Origin of the sequence: Desulfofundulus thermosubterraneus DSM 16057, from assembly GCF_900142025.1 — a bacterium.
Lineage (GTDB): Bacteria > Bacillota > Desulfotomaculia > Desulfotomaculales > Desulfovirgulaceae > Desulfofundulus > Desulfofundulus thermosubterraneus.
Genome location: NZ_FQZM01000044.1, coordinates 1 through 17630, shown reverse-complemented (window position 1 = coordinate 17630; position 17630 = coordinate 1). Strand labels below are relative to the sequence as shown.

18 protein-coding genes and 1 pseudogene are annotated in these 17630 nt (G+C 54.8%); 6 read left to right on the top strand and 13 right to left on the bottom strand.

Annotation, left to right across the window (positions count from 1 at the left end):
* Positions 1-19: 19 nt before the first annotated feature.
* The 4 genes from BUA65_RS14580 to tsaD all read right to left on the bottom strand — a co-directional run bounded on the left by BUA65_RS14580 (position 20) and on the right by tsaD (position 4176).
* Positions 20-766: an HTH domain-containing protein gene (locus tag BUA65_RS14580; RefSeq protein WP_072870769.1), complete on the bottom strand. Its 747-nt coding sequence runs from the start codon at positions 764-766 to the stop codon at positions 20-22.
* Between the two features lie 125 nt (positions 767-891).
* Positions 892-1323, bottom strand: a complete 432-nt coding sequence (locus BUA65_RS14575; RefSeq protein ID WP_072870768.1) for an ACT domain-containing protein — start codon at positions 1321-1323, stop codon at positions 892-894.
* A 65-nt stretch (positions 1324-1388) separates the two neighbouring features.
* Positions 1389-2687, bottom strand: coding sequence for a phenylacetate--CoA ligase family protein (locus BUA65_RS14570; protein WP_114281511.1), 1299 nt, complete (start codon positions 2685-2687; stop codon positions 1389-1391).
* Between the two features lie 478 nt (positions 2688-3165).
* The gene (gene tsaD, locus BUA65_RS14560) at positions 3166-4176 is read right to left on the bottom strand and encodes a tRNA (adenosine(37)-N6)-threonylcarbamoyltransferase complex transferase subunit TsaD (RefSeq protein WP_072870764.1); all 1011 of its coding nucleotides are present in this window, start codon (positions 4174-4176) and stop codon (positions 3166-3168) included.
* Positions 4177-4277: 101 nt separating this feature from the next.
* On the opposite strand from tsaD, the gene BUA65_RS14555 reads away from it, so the two are divergent.
* Complete coding sequence (locus BUA65_RS14555; RefSeq protein ID WP_072870763.1) at positions 4278-4952, top strand: endonuclease/exonuclease/phosphatase family protein; 675 nt, start codon at positions 4278-4280, stop codon at positions 4950-4952.
* A gap of 30 nt (positions 4953-4982) precedes the next feature.
* On the opposite strand, the gene BUA65_RS14550 is transcribed toward BUA65_RS14555, so the two are convergent.
* The 3 genes from BUA65_RS14550 to BUA65_RS14540 all read right to left on the bottom strand — a co-directional run bounded on the left by BUA65_RS14550 (position 4983) and on the right by BUA65_RS14540 (position 7139).
* Complete coding sequence (locus tag BUA65_RS14550; RefSeq protein WP_072870762.1) at positions 4983-5747, bottom strand: SIR2 family NAD-dependent protein deacylase; 765 nt, start codon at positions 5745-5747, stop codon at positions 4983-4985.
* 43 nt (positions 5748-5790) lie between these two features.
* Entirely contained in the window at positions 5791-6186 is a 396-nt protein-coding gene (locus tag BUA65_RS14545) for a zinc ribbon domain-containing protein (protein ID WP_072870760.1), read from the bottom strand.
* Between the two features lie 626 nt (positions 6187-6812).
* Complete coding sequence (locus tag BUA65_RS14540; protein ID WP_072870758.1) at positions 6813-7139, bottom strand: hypothetical protein; 327 nt, start codon at positions 7137-7139, stop codon at positions 6813-6815.
* 375 nt (positions 7140-7514) lie between these two features.
* Between BUA65_RS14540 and BUA65_RS14535 the strand changes: the two genes are divergently transcribed.
* From BUA65_RS14535 to BUA65_RS14525, 3 genes are all read left to right on the top strand, one after another.
* Complete coding sequence (locus BUA65_RS14535; RefSeq protein WP_084062520.1) at positions 7515-8156, top strand: GNAT family N-acetyltransferase; 642 nt, start codon at positions 7515-7517, stop codon at positions 8154-8156.
* Positions 8157-8582: 426 nt separating this feature from the next.
* On the top strand, positions 8583-9968 hold the full coding sequence (locus BUA65_RS14530) for an FAD-binding oxidoreductase (protein WP_072870755.1): 1386 nt from the start codon (positions 8583-8585) through the stop codon (positions 9966-9968).
* A 12-nt stretch (positions 9969-9980) separates the two neighbouring features.
* Positions 9981-11249: a (Fe-S)-binding protein gene (locus BUA65_RS14525; RefSeq protein ID WP_072870753.1), complete on the top strand. Its 1269-nt coding sequence runs from the start codon at positions 9981-9983 to the stop codon at positions 11247-11249.
* A 27-nt stretch (positions 11250-11276) separates the two neighbouring features.
* Here the strand turns inward: BUA65_RS14525 and BUA65_RS14520 are convergent, their stop codons facing one another.
* The 5 genes from BUA65_RS14520 to BUA65_RS14500 form a co-directional block, all read right to left on the bottom strand.
* Positions 11277-11987, bottom strand: coding sequence for a TerC family protein (locus tag BUA65_RS14520; RefSeq protein ID WP_084062518.1), 711 nt, complete (start codon positions 11985-11987; stop codon positions 11277-11279).
* A gap of 250 nt (positions 11988-12237) precedes the next feature.
* Positions 12238-12816 carry a TlpA family protein disulfide reductase gene (locus BUA65_RS14515; RefSeq protein WP_072870752.1) on the bottom strand — a complete coding sequence of 193 codons (579 nt, stop codon included), beginning with the start codon at positions 12814-12816 and terminating at the stop codon, positions 12238-12240.
* 18 nt (positions 12817-12834) lie between these two features.
* Positions 12835-13551, bottom strand: coding sequence for a cytochrome c biogenesis CcdA family protein (locus BUA65_RS14510; RefSeq protein ID WP_072870750.1), 717 nt, complete (start codon positions 13549-13551; stop codon positions 12835-12837).
* A gap of 195 nt (positions 13552-13746) precedes the next feature.
* The gene (locus BUA65_RS14505) at positions 13747-15711 is read right to left on the bottom strand and encodes an S-layer homology domain-containing protein (RefSeq protein WP_242656348.1); all 1965 of its coding nucleotides are present in this window, start codon (positions 15709-15711) and stop codon (positions 13747-13749) included.
* Between the two features lie 184 nt (positions 15712-15895).
* Positions 15896-16162, bottom strand: coding sequence for a YkuS family protein (locus tag BUA65_RS14500; protein ID WP_072870747.1), 267 nt, complete (start codon positions 16160-16162; stop codon positions 15896-15898).
* Positions 16163-16291: 129 nt separating this feature from the next.
* On the opposite strand from BUA65_RS14500, the gene BUA65_RS14495 reads away from it, so the two are divergent.
* Both BUA65_RS14495 and BUA65_RS18385 read left to right on the top strand, forming a co-directional pair.
* Positions 16292-16855, top strand: coding sequence for a hypothetical protein (locus BUA65_RS14495; protein ID WP_072870745.1), 564 nt, complete (start codon positions 16292-16294; stop codon positions 16853-16855).
* Positions 16856-16967: 112 nt separating this feature from the next.
* Positions 16968-17135, top strand: coding sequence for a hypothetical protein (locus tag BUA65_RS18385; RefSeq protein ID WP_165613271.1), 168 nt, complete (start codon positions 16968-16970; stop codon positions 17133-17135).
* Positions 17136-17414: 279 nt separating this feature from the next.
* Here the strand turns inward: BUA65_RS18385 and BUA65_RS18635 are convergent.
* A pseudogene (locus BUA65_RS18635) lies at positions 17415-17630 on the bottom strand (group II intron reverse transcriptase/maturase); the annotation flags it as partial.

The window sequence follows — 17630 nt, the reverse complement described above, 5'->3', positions numbered from 1 at the left end:
TGGCGGGTTTTAAGAGTTATCAGGAACTAAACAAGTTGACCAAAGTATATATTTTTAACGGCCTACCTACGGTGCCATATCTCAATTCAACCTTCACATAGCCAATCTGTTCCAGGTAATCCATGTAGCGCCTTACGGTCACCCGGGAAAGCCCTACTCCTACGGCTATTTCCTCCGAAGAAACCCCCGTTTCGTTATGTTCCTCCAGATATGATAAAACCTGCTTTAAAGTCACCTTATTGAGCCCTTTGGGGAAGTCCGGCCAGAATTCCTGCTCGGATTCATCTTCCCCCATCTGCTCTCCCGGCCGGTTATCGCCGGCTTTTAAATGCTCCCCTGGCTGGAAAACCGGGTCACAGACAGTGGTTGCACCGGAAGCCGTATCCTGTCTGGTAGTGAGGTGCAAAACCAGCGGCTGGATAACCTCCAAAGTCTCCTTTACCGTCCGGATCAGCTCCGTCATTTGTTCGGTACAGGGCGTTGCAACCATTTCGGCGGGGTGTTCCCCTGCATGGCCATGCCCGGTGTTATCCCGGGATTGCCTCTGCCGCAAATAAAACCACAGGCCGGCGGCGCCAAGCACCACCGACAATCCCCAGAAGGCCAGGTTGAGCCCCAAAGCATAATGTATGGCCCCGCCGACCTGCCGGGTGTTGCCGGATACCAGCATTTCGATAATTACGAGGTTATACAGCGTAGCCAGGCCGGTCCCGGCAGCAACCAGCAAGGCAAAGATGAAGATCATATCGTGCCTTGAAAAGCGCATGGTTTTGTCCACTCCCCTGGCTGCAAAGAAAAAGGGCGTTTATTTGCCCCCATCGCCCTATACCAGTAAAGGCACGGCTAAATTGCAAAAGCAAACCCGGCTGCTGGCCAAGCCGGGATATTTGTTTACAATGCGTAAACCTCTTCCCCGCTCAGGATACGGATACCCTTTGCCTGCAGGGCGGCAATGGCCCCGTCCAGTTGTTCCACCCGGAACACCACCAGGGCGGCCTTGGAAGCTTTCTGCAAAAAGGCATACAGGTACTCGATGTTCAGGTTTGCTTCTTGCAAAACGGCCAGCACCCCCGCCAGGCCGCCGGGCTCATCCACCACTTCCACGGCAATGACATCGGTGGCGCTGACGGTAAAACCGGCCTCCTTGAGCACCCGGTAAGCCCGGTCCGGGTCGTTGACAATGAGACGCAAAATGCCGAAGTCGGTGGTATCGGCTATGGCCAGGGCACGGATGTTGATGCCGTTGTCCCCCAGTACCCTGGTCACCTGGGCCAAACGCCCCGTTTTGTTTTCCAGGAAGATGGAGATTTGCTTGACTTTCATGGGAGAACCCCCTTTCCTTATATATGTGCCGCGGAAGCTGCCCGCAACTACAACTGCCCGACCAGTTATATCTGCCGCCGGTCGACTACCCGCTTCGCCTTGCCTTCACTTCTCGGGATAGTGTTGGGCTCCACCAGCTTCACCCGGGCGGAAATACCCAGAACGCTTTCGATCCGCTCCCGCAGGCGTTGTTCCAGGTCTTCCAGCTTGCGCACCGTGTCGCTGAACATGTGCTCCGCCACTTCCACCCAGATTTCCAGGTAGTCCAGGTTAGCCTTGCGGTCCACCACCAGCAGATAGTGGGGTTCGGTTTCGCCGAACTCCAGGAGCACGCTTTCCACCTGGGAGGGAAATACGTTAACCCCGCGGATGATCAGCATGTCGTCGCTGCGGCCGGTAATCCGTCTTATGCGCACATGGGTACGGCCGCAAGAACAGGGTTCCGGATCAATACGCGTGATATCCCGCGTGCGGTAGCGAATGAGGGGGAAAGCCTCTTTGGTAATGGTGGTGATCACCAGTTCTCCCTCTTCCCCGGGAGGTAGCACCTCCCCCGTCTCGGGGTTGATGATTTCGGGGATAAAATGATCCTCGAAGATGTGCATCCCTTGCTTGGCCTGGCACTCCATGGCCACTCCGGGTCCCATAATTTCGGAAAGGCCATAAATATCCAGGGCCATAAGATCCAGTTTCTCCTCCAGTTGCTGGCGCATGCGCTCCGACCAGGGCTCGGCACCAAAGATGCCGGCCTTTAAAGGCAGCTTCTTAAAATCCAGCCCCATTTTTTGCCCTTCTTCGGCCATGTACAGGGCATAGGACGGCGTGCAGGTGAGGATGGTGGTACCGAAGTCCTGCATGAGCATGAGCTGCCGCTGGGTGTTGCCCCCGGAAACGGGCACCACCGTTGCCCCCAGGCGTTCGGCACCAAAGTGCAGACCCAATCCCCCGGTAAACAAACCGTAACCGTAGGCGTTCTGAACCACATCGAATTTGGTGGCCCCGGCGCAGACCAGAGAACGGGCAATCAGTTCCGCCCAGGTATTGATATCGTTTTGAGTGTATCCTACCACGGTGGGCTTACCCGTGGTGCCTGAAGAAGCGTGCACGCGGACCACATCGCTCATGGGTACGGCAAACAAGCCAAAGGGATAGTTGTCGCGCAAATCTTGTTTGGTGGTGAATGGCAGCCGCCGCAGGTCCTCTAATGAACGGATGGACGAGGGTTTGATACCCATTTCGGCAAACCTTTGCCGGTAGAAGGATACGTTGCGGTAAACACGCTCGATGGTCAACTTCAAGCGCTCCAGCTGCAGCGCCCGAAGCTGCTCACGGGACATGGTTTCACACTCGCGATCCCAGTACACAGGCCCACTGCTCCTTTTCTATAAACTTGTTACAACAGGGTTCACTGAATATTTACATTTTAAAATACTTCAACAACCGGTTCTGTGCATCCTGCTGAAGAAAAAATTTTTCGGTACTTCGTCACCAGTCGGTGTAAATATCTGGCAGATTGATAGACAAAAATAAATCTGTTTCGGAAATATTGGACATCAATCGACCCACAATTTCACCCACAGGCCGATCCTTTGACTGGTCAGTTATTAACAAACTTATTCACATTATCCACAACCCGTAATCCACAAAACTGTCACTCACCCGACCGGAAACCGGTTTTTACAGGGAACCATTTCAACCCTGAAAGCCTTGATTTTCAAGGCTTCGCGTTTTTCAACTCCTTTTTGCCCGGCGGATTTGCTGTTTCTTAAAGGCCAAACTTTTTGTGGATAACTCGGGATAATCCACAGGCAAAAGGGATAAAATTCCTTCGACAAAGTTTGCTTAAAACGAAAGCAGGGGTAGGCCGGGCACGGCATTGAGGGTCAGGGGGGCTAGATCGCCCCGCAGATACTTGTAATAGGCCGCACACCCGATCATGGCCGCATTATCGGTGCAGAACACCGGCGGGGGGTAAAATACTTCCCGGCCTTCCTGACACGCCCGGGACGCCAGGGCCGCCCGCAACCGGCCGTTGGCCGCCACTCCCCCGGCCAGGATTATGGTCGGGCAGTTGTAATTGCGGGCAGCTTCCATGGTTTTATCCACCAGCACGTCCACCACGGCTTTTTGAAAGCTGGCCGCCACATCGGCCAGGTTTACTTCTTCTCCCCTTTGCCGGCAGCGGTGCAGGTACTGGAGCACCGCCGTCTTCAGGCCGCTGAAGGAAAAATCAAGGCCGTCCAGGTAGGCCCGGGGAAAATCAATGGCCTCTTCGTTACCCTCCCTGGCCAGGCGCTCAATTGCCGGCCCCCCGGGGTAACCCAGTTCCAGCACCCGGGCCACCTTGTCGAAGGCTTCACCGGCGGCATCATCCCGGGTACTGCCCAATAACCGGTAATCACCGTGATGCAGAACCAGCACCAGATCCGTATGGCCGCCGCTCACCACCAGGCAGATGAGGGGAAAGGGCAAATCGGGCCGGACCAGGAAATTGGCATAGATGTGGCCTTCCAGATGATTAACGGCAATGAGGGGAACATCCAGGGCAAAGGCCACGGCCTTGGCCGCAGCTACCCCCACCAGCAGGGCCCCTACCAGCCCGGGGCCATGGGTAACCGCCACCGCATCCAGATCGCCAAAATCCAGCCCGGCCTGATCCAGCGCTTCTTTAATAACATGGTTGATTAACTCCAGGTGCTTGCGGGAGGCCACTTCGGGCACGACCCCGCCAAATTTCCTGTGTACATCCACCTGCGAGGAAATAATATTTGAAAGCACTTCCACACCATCTGCCACCACGGCGGCGGAAGTTTCATCACAGGAAGTTTCGATTGCCAGAATCTTAACGCCCATCTCACTACCTCTCTCAAAAACAAGGTAACAATACTATAATAATACCACAAAAAACACCCCGGCATAACTGCCGGGGTACGCAACCACCGGGGGAACAAAAGATGGAGCGCGTTGTGCGGCTGCTCACCTATAATATACAACACGGTAAAGGAGTTGACGGCAAAGTGCGTTTGCGGCGCGTGGCGGCGGTTTTGCAACGGTATAACCCCGACGCGGTCGCCCTCCAGGAAGTGGACCGCCACCTTCCCCGCAGTTACCTGCGCCACCAGGCCCGGGCGCTGGCCCGGTACCTGGGCATGCACTTTGTTTTTGCCCCTACCTTAAGCTGGCTGGGCATCTGCCAATACGGCCTGGCAATCTTAAGCCGTTACCCCATATCAGAACATCAATACTACCCCTTGCCCGGCGCTCACGAGCCCCGGGGGCTGCAGTCCGCCAGTTTAGACCACGATGCAGGAACGTTTTTCCTGCTCAACACCCACCTGGGGTTAAACTTCCAGGAAAGGGAAAAACAAGCGGAAGCAATAAGGGAGACCATACGCTCTTTGAGTGGGCCGGTGGTCTTAGCCGGTGATATGAATACGGAACGGCTCACCTTCCCCGAACTGCCCGTAACCCCGCCGGGCCATCTGCCAACATTTCCCTCTTACCGCCCCCGGTTCGGGCTGGACCGCATATTTGCCTCGCGCCACTGGCGCATTACCAAGGCTTTTACTCCTCCCGCAGGGGCTTCCGACCATTTGCCCCTGCTGGTGGAGCTGGTACTGGCGAACTAAATGACCGGTAGAAGCCCTGACGGCACCGGGCTACTGGCCGGTAAGGGGTTCCCCCAGTTCCGCCATTAGATCCCGGAATACCTGGCCGGCACTGTTATGGATTACCAGCTCGGCCTGTTCGTCCAAGGGGGTTGGTTCCCGGTTAATGATCACAACCCGCCGGGCAAATTGCGGCAATCCGGCCGCCGGGTAAACCTGCAGGCTGCTCCCCACAACCAGCAGCAACTGGCAGCCGGACAAGGCCTTGGTGGCTTTGAAAAAGTCCTCGCTCATCCGGTCTTCAAACAGGACCACGTCCGGGCGCAAAGTTCCCTTGCAGATACCGCAAAGGGGCGGGTTCTGCCCCTTTTCAAACTGTTCCACCAGGTAAGAGAAGGGGTAACTTTGCTCACAGCTCATACAATGGCAGGTGCGCAGGTGGCCGTGAATTTCCCACACCCGCTTTGAACCTGCCCGCTGGTGCAAGCCATCGATATTTTGGGTTATTACTCCCACCAGGTAACCCAGCTCCTCCAGGCGGGCTATTGCCCGGTGAGCATCGTTGGGCTCGACACCGCTAAAGGCCGCCCAGCGGGAGAGATTTATTTTGTAAAAAGTCGCCGGATCCTGCTTTAAGGCGCTCAAACTGGCCGTTTTAATCGGGTCATACTTGGTCCACAACCCCGTTCCCGGGCTGCGGAAATCGGGAATACCGCTTTCGGTACTTACCCCGGCCCCCGTCAGGGCAAAATTACGGTCGTAGCGGCGCAGAAGTTCGGCCAGGGTACGGATTTTTTCCTGGTAGGACGTGGAAATGATCGCTCACCTCCTGCAGAATAATTTGCATTATTTAGACAAATTAACTTTCCCCGGCCGGTTTTTCCGAAGCCACCTGGTTGCCGCAGTAGCTGCAGAATTTCCCTCCCGCCGGAAGTTCGATTTTGCACTGGGGACATACCAGAGGTTTGGGCTGCAGCCTGTTGATCTGCTCCTGGATGGAAAGCATATCGGTTTCTATCTTCCGGGTGCTCTCACAAAGACGTTCAATATCCCCGTCCAGTCCTTCTTCACCCTTATAACGGCGATAAACCAGTTCCCCCAAACTTAAAAAATTGTTCTCCAGCTCTTTTTCCAGCCGCGACAGCTCAAATTTTAGCCGGGTGGCCTCGAGAAATTCACCGGACCTCTTGGTCACCTCTTTGGCCTTATCGCTCAACCCCTTAGCCGTCTCACCTATTTTCTGAAAGATTTCCATGTGAAGAGCCCCCTTTTAAATGTTTGGACAGTATATCTTCGACAAGCACCAGGAAAAATCCTGGTTCAAAAAAGCTCACAATACTTAACAAGCTATTAGTTTTTGTGAACCCGGCCTCCCCATGACCAGGCTTTCGCTCCTTTCTGGATTGGATTTGCCTACCCCTGGGAGCAGGCTATAGCGACAGGGAGACCTCGGCCCCGTCCAGCACTCAACACCCAAGTTAAGTTAATACTTAGAAGCTGAGTGTTGCGATGGGTGTTGAGTTCTGGGTCTTACGCCTGAGCAATTTGCCCTTTAGTAAGGCGCAGGGGAAACTTTTCACCAGAATGTTAATAGACCGCTCATCAGAGCAAGTTTTTAGTTTTTTGACCGCATTGTTTTTACATCGGCTCACTTGGTTTCACCTCCCACCGGGGTGATTTCCGGGCTTCGATGTATTTGCGGATAGTTTCGGCGCTTACGCAGTGGTTTATTTTTCCTTCCACAGTTTAATTATACTACGGGAGCAAATGCTTGGTTATATTTTTATCGCCCTATCGGGCGATGTCCCTTTCATCCCACCCCACAAGGGGGTGGGTTTTCAGGGGCGCGATCTATAAAATAAACCCGCAAGATCATGCGGGTTATGGATTTTCCCCGGTAGCATCCAGTTGAATATAAAGCGCCCGCTCGTTCTCATCGAACCTGGCTTCATACTTTCCACGGGGGCTGATGTTAAAGTGTTTAAAAAAGCCCTTGCCAAAAACCTTTGTTTTTTTAATCTGCATGCCCCCTTCTTCCACTGCCCGGATCCGGATAATACGCGCATCCCGATCATAGGCTAATTCCACATGCTGTGCAGCCAGTTTTTCCCTGGCCACATTATTTAGCACTATTGAACTTTTAGAAAAAGAAACCATAGGTGCTTTTTCTGCCCTTTCACCACGGGGTTTATAAACTTCAAAAGGCATACATCACATCTCCTTTTTTATTTTTGATGGTATTATAATCTATAATGTCCATTTTAGTCAAATGCTAACTTTACTTTTCATTTGTACCACAAAGACGAACTTGTTAACGCAATATAAATTAGACATCAATCCTTCCTTAATCCTTCCTTAATAGCAGGTAGAATTTCAGTTTTAAAGGCATCAGGGCCATAACCCGGAATAAATACAAGAGTCTATGGCAAACTAAAAATGCGAATATTTTTAATATATCTATTTCATCCGCCGGGATTGAATATATTGACAGGGTTACCTATAATAAAGATAACTAAACGGTTGTATTTCAAGGGTAAACGGTCGATTATGACACCTGAATGGTCAGCCCGGGAGGTGGGGTCGATGGCCGCGCTGGTACAGTTAAAACCCGTGGAATTGAATACTCCCAAAGGACTGGTTGTCTTTGAAGGACCGGTAACGGACAGCTACATTGACGGGCTCTCTATGAACGAGGGTCTTACCAATTTCCGCCCACCGGACCGCCAGAAAGAAGCCCTCAAACAGATAACCAATCTGCCCGACGGCATGATATTCATTGCCCGCCACGAAAATGAGATTATCGGCTATGTCACCTTCCACCACCCCGATGATTTCAGCCGCTGGTCCAAACACCCGCAGGTGCTGGAAATGGGCGGCATTGAGGTAAGCCCGGCATGGCGTGGTTGCGGCGTAGCGGAAAACCTGATGAAACTGGCCTTTTCCCATCCCGCCGTGGAAAACTTCATTGTAATCACTACCGAATATTGCTGGCACTGGGACACCAGAAACACCGGCCTGGATATCTGGGCTTATCAAAAGATGCTCACTAGGCTCTTCGGGAAAGTGGGTCTGCAAAAGGTAACCACCGACGACCCCGATATTCTGGAGCACCCCGCCAATGTGTTTATGGCCAGAATTGGCAAAAACGTGGGCAAGGAAGATATCATGCTCTTCGAAGGCATGCGGTTTCTCAGAAAGTACGGAAAGGTAGTCAATATGGCGTAAAGCCTGGCCCGGTTAAAAGCCGGGTTTTTTTATTAAGCAAGGACACTCGCAACCAACTGGATGGCTCCGTTCACTGCAGTAAGGTGCAACTACTATGCGGCATTTGCAGCACCGCCAGTCCCTTGCCACGGTGCTGTGCGGAAGCCTGGGAGTGAACATGGACCAGGCACTCACTGGCATACCAGGTCTTCCTGAAACCGGAGGTGTCAGAGCAGAGTATTACTTTGGTGAGTGCCGGGCGGCACCATAGCGGGGTTACTGAACATTTACAGTTGAGTGAATCGTACTTTATCACGCCTGTCGTTTTGCCTTAAAAAATTTTTGGCAACATGCCGAACCCCGGGAGGAATCAGCCAGAAAAAGAGCGAACATTTAAACGTATGGTGGTCATACCATCAGACTACTTCTTTCCGAGGGGGAAATTATATGTCCGTCGCACAGGCCATCGAAGCGTTACGCCGGGAACTGGGCAAAAATAACGTCATTACCGCGACTGAAGATTTGTTCTGTTATTCCTATGACGCCACGGCTGACCTGCCGGAGCAAACGCCGGACGTGGTGGTTACCCCGGAAAACGTGGATCAAGTGGTGAAAGTGGTCAAAATTGCACGCCAGTTTCGCTTGCCCATTTACCCCCGCGGTTCGGGAACAAATTTAAGCGGCGGCACAGTACCCATCAAAGGGGGAATTGTGCTCAGCACCTTAAAAATGAACCGCATTCTGGAAATAGATCCTTCCAACCTGACGGCCACGGTGCAACCCGGAGTGATCATTCAGGACTTGAATAACGCTGTAGCCCCCTACGGTTTGATTTACCCGCCCGACCCGGGCACGGTGGCCACCGCCACCATGGGAGGAAGCGTGGCCGAGTGTTCCGGAGGATTGAGGGGGCTCAAGTACGGGGTCACCAGGCATTACGTGATGGGGCTGGAGTTAGTTCTCGCGGACGGTGAGGTAATCCGGTACGGGGGCAAGACGGTTAAGAATGTAACGGGCTATGACCTGGTCCGGTTGTTTACCGGTTCCGAAGGCACCCTGGGGATCATTACGGAAATTATTGTCCGCCTGATCCCGGCACCCCAGGCCAGGGAAACCATGCTGGCCGGTTTCAGCCGCCTGGCCGACGCGGGAAATGCCGTTGCTGATATCATCGGGCAAAAGGTAATCCCGGCCACCCTGGAAATTATGGACCGGGTTACGGTGGAAACCGTAGAAAATTTTGCCCACGTCGGTTTGCCCACCGATGTGGAGGCCATCCTGCTCATCGAGGTGGACGGGATTCCCGAAGTGGTTAAATCGGAGGCGGCTGCCGTCAGGCAGGTTATTGCCAAAAACGGCGGGTGGGTCAAAACGGCCGAAAACGATGAAGAACGGGAAAAATTATGGAGCGCCCGCCGGGCCGCCCTGCCCGCCCTGGCCCGCCGCAAGCCTACAACCATCCTGGAGGACGCCACCGTGCCCAGGAGCAAGATCACAGATATGCTCCTGGCCGTGGAAGACATCGGCAAGCGTTACAACCTGGTTATCGGCACCTTTGGGCACGCCGGTGACGGCAACCTGCACCCGACCATCCTGGCCGACGCCCGCGACGAGGAGGAGATGGAACGGGTGCGGGCGGCCGTGGAGGAAATCTTCCGTGCGGCTTTGAGTCTGGGGGGCACCCTTTCCGGAGAACACGGGATCGGCATCGCCAAAAAGCAATTTCTCCCCTGGGAGATGGGCAACCCGGGCGTGCAGGTACTCAAGAAAATTAAGCAAGCCCTGGATCCAGACAATCTCCTCAACCCGGGTAAAATGGTAGATCTAACTTGAGGAGGAGCAAGCATGAGCATTTTTGACGGGTTGGCGGCGGTAGAAGAAGAAATACTTAAATGCATGAAATGCGGCAACTGCCAGGCTGTTTGCCCTTTATACCAGGAATCCCGGCGGGAACCGGCCGTGGCCCGGGGAAAAATCCGCCTGGCCGCGGCGGTCCTGGAGGGCAAGCTGGAACCAACGGACGGGCTGGCCGAGCGCTTCGCCCTTTGTCTCACCTGTCTGGCCTGCGTAGCTTCGTGTCCCTCCGGCGTGAAGGTGGACCGGATTATCCTGGCCGCCAGGACGGTCCTGACCCAAAAGAAAGGGCTGCCCTTTATAAAGAAGACCATATTTACCGGCCTCAGCCGCCCCCGCCTTTTTGATCTGGGGGTAAAAACCGCCGCCCGCTTACAGGGACTCTTATTTAAAAATATTGAGCCGGGGAAAATGCAACCCCGCTTCCCCATCGGCCTGGAACTGCGCCGGATCGTCCCTCCTCTGGCACCGGTTCCTTTCCGGGACCAGGTGGCGGAAAAGCATACGGTCGAGCGGCCTGTGGCAACGGTGGCCTTCTTTACCGGCTGTATGACCAATTACCTGTATCCCGAGATCGGACAGGCCACCCTGCGCGTCCTGAAGGCACACGGAGTGGACGTTATTATCCCCCGGCTGCAGCACTGTTGCGGCGCTCCCATCCTGTACAACGGTGCGGCGGACATGGCCCTGGAGATGGCCAGGTCCCACGTGGATTTGTTCGGCGGCATACAGGCCGACGCCATCATCACCGTGTGCGGGACGTGCGGGGAAGCCTTCAAACACCTGTACCCGGAACTGCTGGAGGATATTCCCAGATATAGTGAAAGGGCACGGGAAGTAGCCGCCAAAATCCTTGATATAACCCAGTTCCTGCACAAGCTGCCCTTTAACCCGAAACTGTTCAGGGCACCGGAATTGGCCGTCACCTACCACCAGCCCTGTCACCTGGGCCGCGGCCTGGGCGTGGTGCAGGAGCCCCTTTTCATCATCCGGAGCATTCCCGGGGTCAATTACCTGCCCCTGAAAGAACCGGCCCGGTGCTGCGGCAACGCCGGCTCTTTCAGCCTGACCCATTACGATATGTCCTATCAGATTCTCACCCGCAAGTTAAAGGATATCGAAGACACCGGGGCACAACTGGTAGTGACCGGTTGTCCCGCCTGCCGGATGCACCTGACCGACGGGTTGACCCAGGAGCAAATGCCCCAGAAAGTGGTGCACACGGTGGAGTTGCTGGCCAGGTTACTTGAGGAAAAGTAGGAGGGGGGCGTTAAGCCCCTTTTTTTGTTACCCCTGTTGGGTAGGTACCTCCCGTCTAACCGGCACCTGCATATACCCGCGCCGTTTCACGTGCCAGCCGGCAACCAGCACGAGCAGGGTCACTCCGGCCGGAATAATAATTTCCACCGGTACATAATCAATGTTCGAAACCAGCCGGTGCACCACCCTGTCTTCCACCAGCATTTTGCCGGCCGTCCAGGCCAGCACACCAGCCCCGGCAAAAATAAGAATGGGGTACCTTTCCACCAGCAGGGAAACTAACTGGCTGCCAAAAATGACAATGGGAATACTTAAGACAAGCCCAAAGACAACCAGCACAATGCTCCCGTGGGCCGCAGCGGCTACGGCCAGCACATTGTCCAGGCTCATCACCACATCGGCTATAATAATAGTTTTGATGGCACCGGTGAGATTATCTGCGGCATCAACGCCCACTTCTTTGTGCGGCAACAATAATTTCAAGGCCACCCAGGTTAACAATATTCCCCCGGCTGCCTGCAGGAAGGGGATGGCAAGCAGCAAAGCCACGCCGCAAGTTAAAATGATGCGCAGGACAACCGCACCGCCCGTACCCCAAAGGAGAGCCCGGCGTTTTTGTGCCGGCGGCAACCCCCGGCAGGCCAGGCCAATGACCAGGGCGTTATCGCCGGCAAGCATTAAGTCGGCAATGATAATAGTAAGTATGGCGAACAGGTTTTGGGCGTTCAGCCATTCCATTGACTGCTACACCTCCAATTAGACAATTTGGGTTTCCAATTTCCCACCGGCAGGAAAAAATAAAGACCTCCACCCTTCTACAGGTGAAGGTCTTGCAAACGGCTTGAAACCGCCCCGGCAGCGGGCCTGCAGGCCGAACTGACGCCGCCGGGAAAGCTTGCTACTCCCCTTCTGGAATTTAGCATAGCAGGGGCCAGGGGGTTTGTCAATGATAAAATTGTATAGGAAGGCATTTCCGGAAGGAGTTATTCTACTGGTCGCTTATTTTTTTCACGGCCTTCTCCAGCATCTCCACGGTCATGGGCCCGGTGTGTATGTCCCGGATGATGCCTTCCCGGTCAATTAAGAAGGTGGTGGGAATGGCCCGCACCAGGTATTCCTGAGCCGTACTGTTGTGGGTGTCCAGCAAAACCGGGAAGGTGTAGCCGCCGGCTTTCAAAAAGTCCTTTACATGGGCGGCAGATTTTTCGCTGGCCGTGAGGTTAACTGCCAGCACCTGAATTTCCCGGCCCCTTTTTTCATAGAAACTCTGGATGGCGGGCATCTCCTCCCGGCAGGGAGGACACCAGGTGGCCCAGAAATTGAGCACTACCGGCCGGCCTCTAAAGGAAGAAAGGGAAACTGCCTTCCCGCCGGTAGCGGTGAGGGTGAAATCGGGAGCCCGCTGTCCCACTTCCGTGCCCGTTTGAACTCCGGTCTCCTCTTTAACGGCAGCGCCGGGTGGTGTGACGTCCTTCCCCCTTTCCTTGCCGATGGACCAAACGTAAGCGGCAATAAGGCTTACAATTACCACAGAGATGATGATCACAGAAAACAGCCTCTTATTCATTTTATTGCCTCCTAATTTTCATAGTGATAATGGTACATAGCCCGAGAGGCGGGCAAAGGAATTGGTCAGCACCAGCAAGCCCACACCAATCATCAACCAGCCGCCCACCCTGGTCACCAGGGGCAAAAGGGAAGCATGGCGGCGTAAAGCCTGCACCAGATGGCCCAGGCCCAGGGCGGCTATTAAAAAGGGCAGGGCCAGGCCCAGGGCATAGATTACCAGCAGGTAAGCTCCCTGAATAAGGCTTTCACTTTGGCCGGCCAGCAGCAAAATCGAAGCGAGAATGGGGCTGACACAGGGCACCCAGCCGGCGGAAAAAGCCATGCCCATGAGCAGGGAGTTTAACCAGCCTGCTTTTTGGGGTACAAAATGAACCCTCTTTTCCCTCATCAGCCAGTTAAGGCGCAACAGGCCTGCCATGTGCAGCCCGAAGAGAATGATCAACACACCGCTGACCTGCCGTAGCAGGTTCTGGTGGCGGAGCAAAAGTTTGCCCAGGGCGCTGGCGGAAAGCCCGAGGACTACGAAAACCAGGCTGAAGCCGGCCACAAACAAAAGGGCGTTGGTCAGGAGCAAAAAACGCAGGCGCGCCGTCCCCGGTGCCGTTAACTCCGTTACCGAAACTCCGGTTAAATAGGCCATGTAGGTGGGTATTAAAGGCAGTACGCACGGGGACAGGAACGAAACCAGCCCGGCGAGAAAGGCCGCCCCCAAGGAAACGTTTACTTCCGGCAACAACAACCCCCCGTTCAAGTAATTGCTCTAACCCTGCCCGGAGCATTCCGGGCTCCGGGAAAAAAGTGTTCATGGTCTGGAGAATCGCAAGGCTTCCAGGACAGAGAAATATCTGTATATCGCAATTATACGATAGAAATGCCGGTAAGGAAAGAAAAAAATCCCGGTTTGACCGGGACAGTAAGCAAGTTCGGGTTAAATTATCGTGATGCTGTCTATCTCCCCGTCTTTCAGGCGCACCTCCACCAGGTACCCTTTGACATCCTCCAGAGACACCGGTTTGCCGTTGCGGTCCAGGATGGTGACCTGGGGAGCCAGGGAATAGGTGAAGTAACGGCCGTTGATCTCCAGGGTGACCCGCAGGCGCTCCTGGTTTATACTGGACACCCGGCATTTCACAGTAAGGTTTTGATCGTCCAGCACCTCTATTTCCGTCACCTTGCCGTCTTCGACCCGGATGCTGATCCTCGAGCCGGGAACGATGTCGCTTAGGTTAATCTTATCCCCATCCCGCAAAACGGTGGCGCTTGTGGAAACTTCGTATTCCATTTCCAGGCCGCCGGTGGTGACAATGGTTACCCACGGCCGGGGATACAAAACAAGGTATTTCAGCGTGCCTTCAAAATCGCCCTTTTTCTCGTCCAGGATCTCAATGGTAATTATATACCCGCGGCTGTCCACCTCGAAGTTTACGTAATCCCCGCGGCGCAGTTTGTCCAGGCCCACCAGGCGCCCGTCCTTGATCACTTCCACCCGTTCATCCAGTTCATAGCGCTTTTCCTCATCCCCCACGTAGAGGTATACGGCCTTGCTGTGCACCCGGGAAACCATGCCGCTCTGCCCGGTAAGCACGTCGGAAAGGAGATTAATCTGGAATATGGTCTTGTTCATGACCACAACTTCCACCCGGTCGCCGCGCTTTAATTCGCCGTAGCTCATCCCGCGGATGAAGTTCCTGGTTACCTGCACCCGGGGGCTTACTTCGTACTCCGTTTCTTCACCCTGCCTTCTGAGGGTCAGGGCATCTCTTTCCACTTCCACCACGGTACCGCTGATTCTTTCCGGCGGGTATACCTCTATCCTGACAATCCGGTCGTTCCCGTCCAGCCCGATTTCCACGTAGTCATTTTCCACCAGCCCGGAGGCATCGATTTCCTTGCCCGCCCTGATCAACCGGGCATCGTCCTCCACCGGGTAGGTAAGGCGGTCTCCTTCATTGTTTTCCAGGGTGAGGGAGTAACCCCCGCTGCCTTTGGCAAAGGAAACGACCACCCCTTCCACCGTGGTTTTTATAGAAGGTGAACCATCCACCAAAGACGCGTAGCGGACATTGTTCTGCCCATCGGTAATGCATTTCAGGCGGTCACCGGTATTCAGGGACCCCAGGGTAGTGGTCCCGGAAGCGGTGAACACGGTCATATCCGCGGGCAAATAGACGGTTTTTTCCCCTTCCAGGTTGCGCAAGACGACTTTCTGTTTATCCACGTCTATGGAGGCAATCCGGCCCACCACCAGGTTCATGGGTGCCGGCGGGAGCACCAGCTTCTGGTCAATCAACCGGGATAAAGTGGCGCATAACTGGGCCCGGGTAACGGGCTCGTTGGGCGAGAACATGTTGCCGGGCATTCCCCGCATGATGTTGTGTTTCACTACGGCTCCTACGTAACCCCGGTATTTCTCGGGTATCTCACCGGTATCAAAAAAGGTTACATAGCTGGAATCGGGGGTCAAGCCCAGGGCCAGGCAAACCAGGGCCGCCACTTCCACCCGGCTGGCCAGCCGCCGGTTATTAATTTGCGGCAGGCCCTGCCGGGTAAGCATGCCGTTCTCCACCGCCAGGGCCAGGTGCCCTTTACCCCAGGTCACCGAAGGGTGAAACTGCAGGCCGGAAAGATCCACCTGCCCGGCTTTTTCGTTCAACCCCAGGGTATTGAGGATCATCACCACCGCTTCCAGCAGGGTCACCTTGTTGTTGGGACGAAATTCCCCCCCGGGATACCCGTGCACAATATCGTAAGCGTTCATTTCCAGCATGACCTTTTCCGCCCAGTGACCCCGGATATCTTTAAATGATTCCGCTGCTAAAGCCGCATTTCCAGAAAACAGGCCGGAGAGCAAAACCAGCACAGCCGATAACAGGCATGTTAAGCCCAACCTCATGCGCAGCAATAATACCCCTCCCCCTGGTTCAATTTACTTGTTTCCCTTCGACGGGGAGGGAGGAAAATCCTGCAAATTTTCTATAAAAGATAGCCCGTCCCGGGCCAATCGATCAGGTGCAGGTAAGGGACTACTTAAACAGACACCTTCCCCGGAACGGGCTTTGACTTTACGCAAGGTATGATCAGGCTTTTCTTTCCCCGGTCACTTCCCGGATGCGTTGCAGGATTTCTTCCGGGGACCTCCCGGCAGCGTTAATAACCGGAGCATAGGTGGTAATGGTCGGGTTGGTAGCCAGGGCCAGGGTCTGCTCTTCCTCCCGGGCATCGATGTCCCCGGTAACAACCATAGCAGCCGCACCCAGGGCATTGGAAGGACTGACCACCTCGTATCCCCGGGAAGCCAAAAATTTTTTTACTTCTTCCAGGTTGTCCTGAACGGCAATTTTCATTTCAGCTCACGCCTTTCTTTTTTATTTTGATAATTTCCCTGATTCACCGGATAGTGTGACCATACTCACAGATTTCTATTGCACCAGATATTATGATCAATTCACCACCGGCAAAAGGAGGGATGCGATATGTCCATCTGGAAGTGTCCCGGACAGGACCGCAGTTTCTGGAAACCTGAAGACATATTTGAGTCTCCCTGCCCCCACTGCGGCCAGAGCATCGAGTTCTGGAAAGATGATATAACCCTGCGCTGCCCCAATTGCAAGCAGCTGGTGGGCAATCCCAGGTTCGACCCCGGTTGTGCCGCCTGGTGCTCCTATGCCAGCAAATGTCTTGGCGAAATGGCGAAGACAATTCAAAGCCAGCCCCAGATCATCCGGAACCGCCTGGAAGTAGCGCTGCGCAAAAAACTCAGGCCGGAGGACCATGATTTATTGAACCGGTCCTTGAAAGCAGCCCAAAAGGCTGAAGCAATGGCCCTGGCCGAAAAAACGGAGCCTCTCATTCCATTGGCGGCCAGCCTGGTCGGTCCGGCCGCCCGGGCGAAAGGCTGGTCCCGGGAGGAAGTGCTGGCCCTGCTGGGGGAAGCGGGTATTGACGAAAACACTGCCGGCAGGATCTGCCAGCTGCTCGAGCCCGGTGATGACGCCGGCGATCCCTACCGCAAGATCATCGACCAGGCCACAGCCTGAACAGGCCCCCACCACCATACCCGGCCCTTTTCCCAAAGGGCCATTTTCGCTTGCCGGGGACTTCTTTTCCTGCTATGCTGGAAGGGACAGGTTGTACCGGGAGGTCTACTACATGAGCAGGAGTTTTTTGCCCATGATGCTGACCGTGGCCGCAGCGGTGGGGGTATATTACTACTGGTCGGTAGCCCTGGGATTGAATGATAGTGCCGGTATGGCCCTGGGCGTAGGCACGGCCGTGGTTCTATCGGCCCTCTTCGCCCGTTTTCGGGCAAAAAAATGATGTAAATATAGCGCGCGGAGCACTGGAGTGAACGAGGACCCAGCACTCACCGGGATACTAGCTCTTCCCAAAACCTGATGTGTCAATTAAACCTGAAACACCGGGAGCAGAGTCATATTTGGGTGAGTGCTGGGCCGCATCCAACCGGGCTCACTGAATACTTACAAAATCGAGTAGGAGGGGGCGGCTAGCCCCCGTCCTCTCACACCACCGGACATGCGGGTCCGCATCCGGCGGTTCACCAAGCTTGACGAAGACTTTGATAGCGTTCGGTTAAGCTCATCGGATGCGCGGCCATTCGGCACGGAGTTGGTCCCGAAGCCGTTCGGTCGGGATGCCATCTACGCCGGGCGCGCCTCCGTTTCGCTCTACCCGCTTTAGGGCGGACAGCATGTTCTCCCTGGCCACCACCTGCTCCATCAGGCCGCTATCCTGATCCCCGCGAGGTGCCGCCCCGCCTTGTGCCGGAGAAGGACTCGGCCCTCCCGCGGTCCC

Excerpts from the sequence above, each read along its gene's own strand:
- BUA65_RS14580 (WP_072870769.1), bottom strand. The coding sequence starts at position 766 with ATGCGCTTTTCAAGGCACGATATGATCTTCATCTTTGCCTTGCTGGTT.
- BUA65_RS14575 (WP_072870768.1), bottom strand. The coding sequence starts at position 1,323 with ATGAAAGTCAAGCAAATCTCCATCTTCCTGGAAAACAAAACGGGGCGT.
- tsaD (WP_072870764.1), bottom strand. The coding sequence starts at position 4,176 with ATGGGCGTTAAGATTCTGGCAATCGAAACTTCCTGTGATGAAACTTCC.
- BUA65_RS14555 (WP_072870763.1), top strand. The coding sequence starts at position 4,278 with ATGGAGCGCGTTGTGCGGCTGCTCACCTATAATATACAACACGGTAAA.
- BUA65_RS14545 (WP_072870760.1), bottom strand. The coding sequence starts at position 6,186 with ATGGAAATCTTTCAGAAAATAGGTGAGACGGCTAAGGGGTTGAGCGAT.
- BUA65_RS14540 (WP_072870758.1), bottom strand. The coding sequence starts at position 7,139 with ATGCCTTTTGAAGTTTATAAACCCCGTGGTGAAAGGGCAGAAAAAGCA.
- BUA65_RS14535 (WP_084062520.1), top strand. The coding sequence starts at position 7,515 with ATGGCCGCGCTGGTACAGTTAAAACCCGTGGAATTGAATACTCCCAAA.
- BUA65_RS14530 (WP_072870755.1), top strand. The coding sequence starts at position 8,583 with ATGTCCGTCGCACAGGCCATCGAAGCGTTACGCCGGGAACTGGGCAAA.
- BUA65_RS14525 (WP_072870753.1), top strand. The coding sequence starts at position 9,981 with ATGAGCATTTTTGACGGGTTGGCGGCGGTAGAAGAAGAAATACTTAAA.
- BUA65_RS14520 (WP_084062518.1), bottom strand. The coding sequence starts at position 11,987 with ATGGAATGGCTGAACGCCCAAAACCTGTTCGCCATACTTACTATTATC.
- BUA65_RS14515 (WP_072870752.1), bottom strand. The coding sequence starts at position 12,816 with ATGAATAAGAGGCTGTTTTCTGTGATCATCATCTCTGTGGTAATTGTA.
- BUA65_RS14505 (WP_242656348.1), bottom strand. The coding sequence starts at position 15,711 with ATGAGGTTGGGCTTAACATGCCTGTTATCGGCTGTGCTGGTTTTGCTC.
- BUA65_RS14500 (WP_072870747.1), bottom strand. The coding sequence starts at position 16,162 with ATGAAAATTGCCGTTCAGGACAACCTGGAAGAAGTAAAAAAATTTTTG.
- BUA65_RS14495 (WP_072870745.1), top strand. The coding sequence starts at position 16,292 with ATGTCCATCTGGAAGTGTCCCGGACAGGACCGCAGTTTCTGGAAACCT.
- BUA65_RS18385 (WP_165613271.1), top strand. The coding sequence starts at position 16,968 with ATGAGCAGGAGTTTTTTGCCCATGATGCTGACCGTGGCCGCAGCGGTG.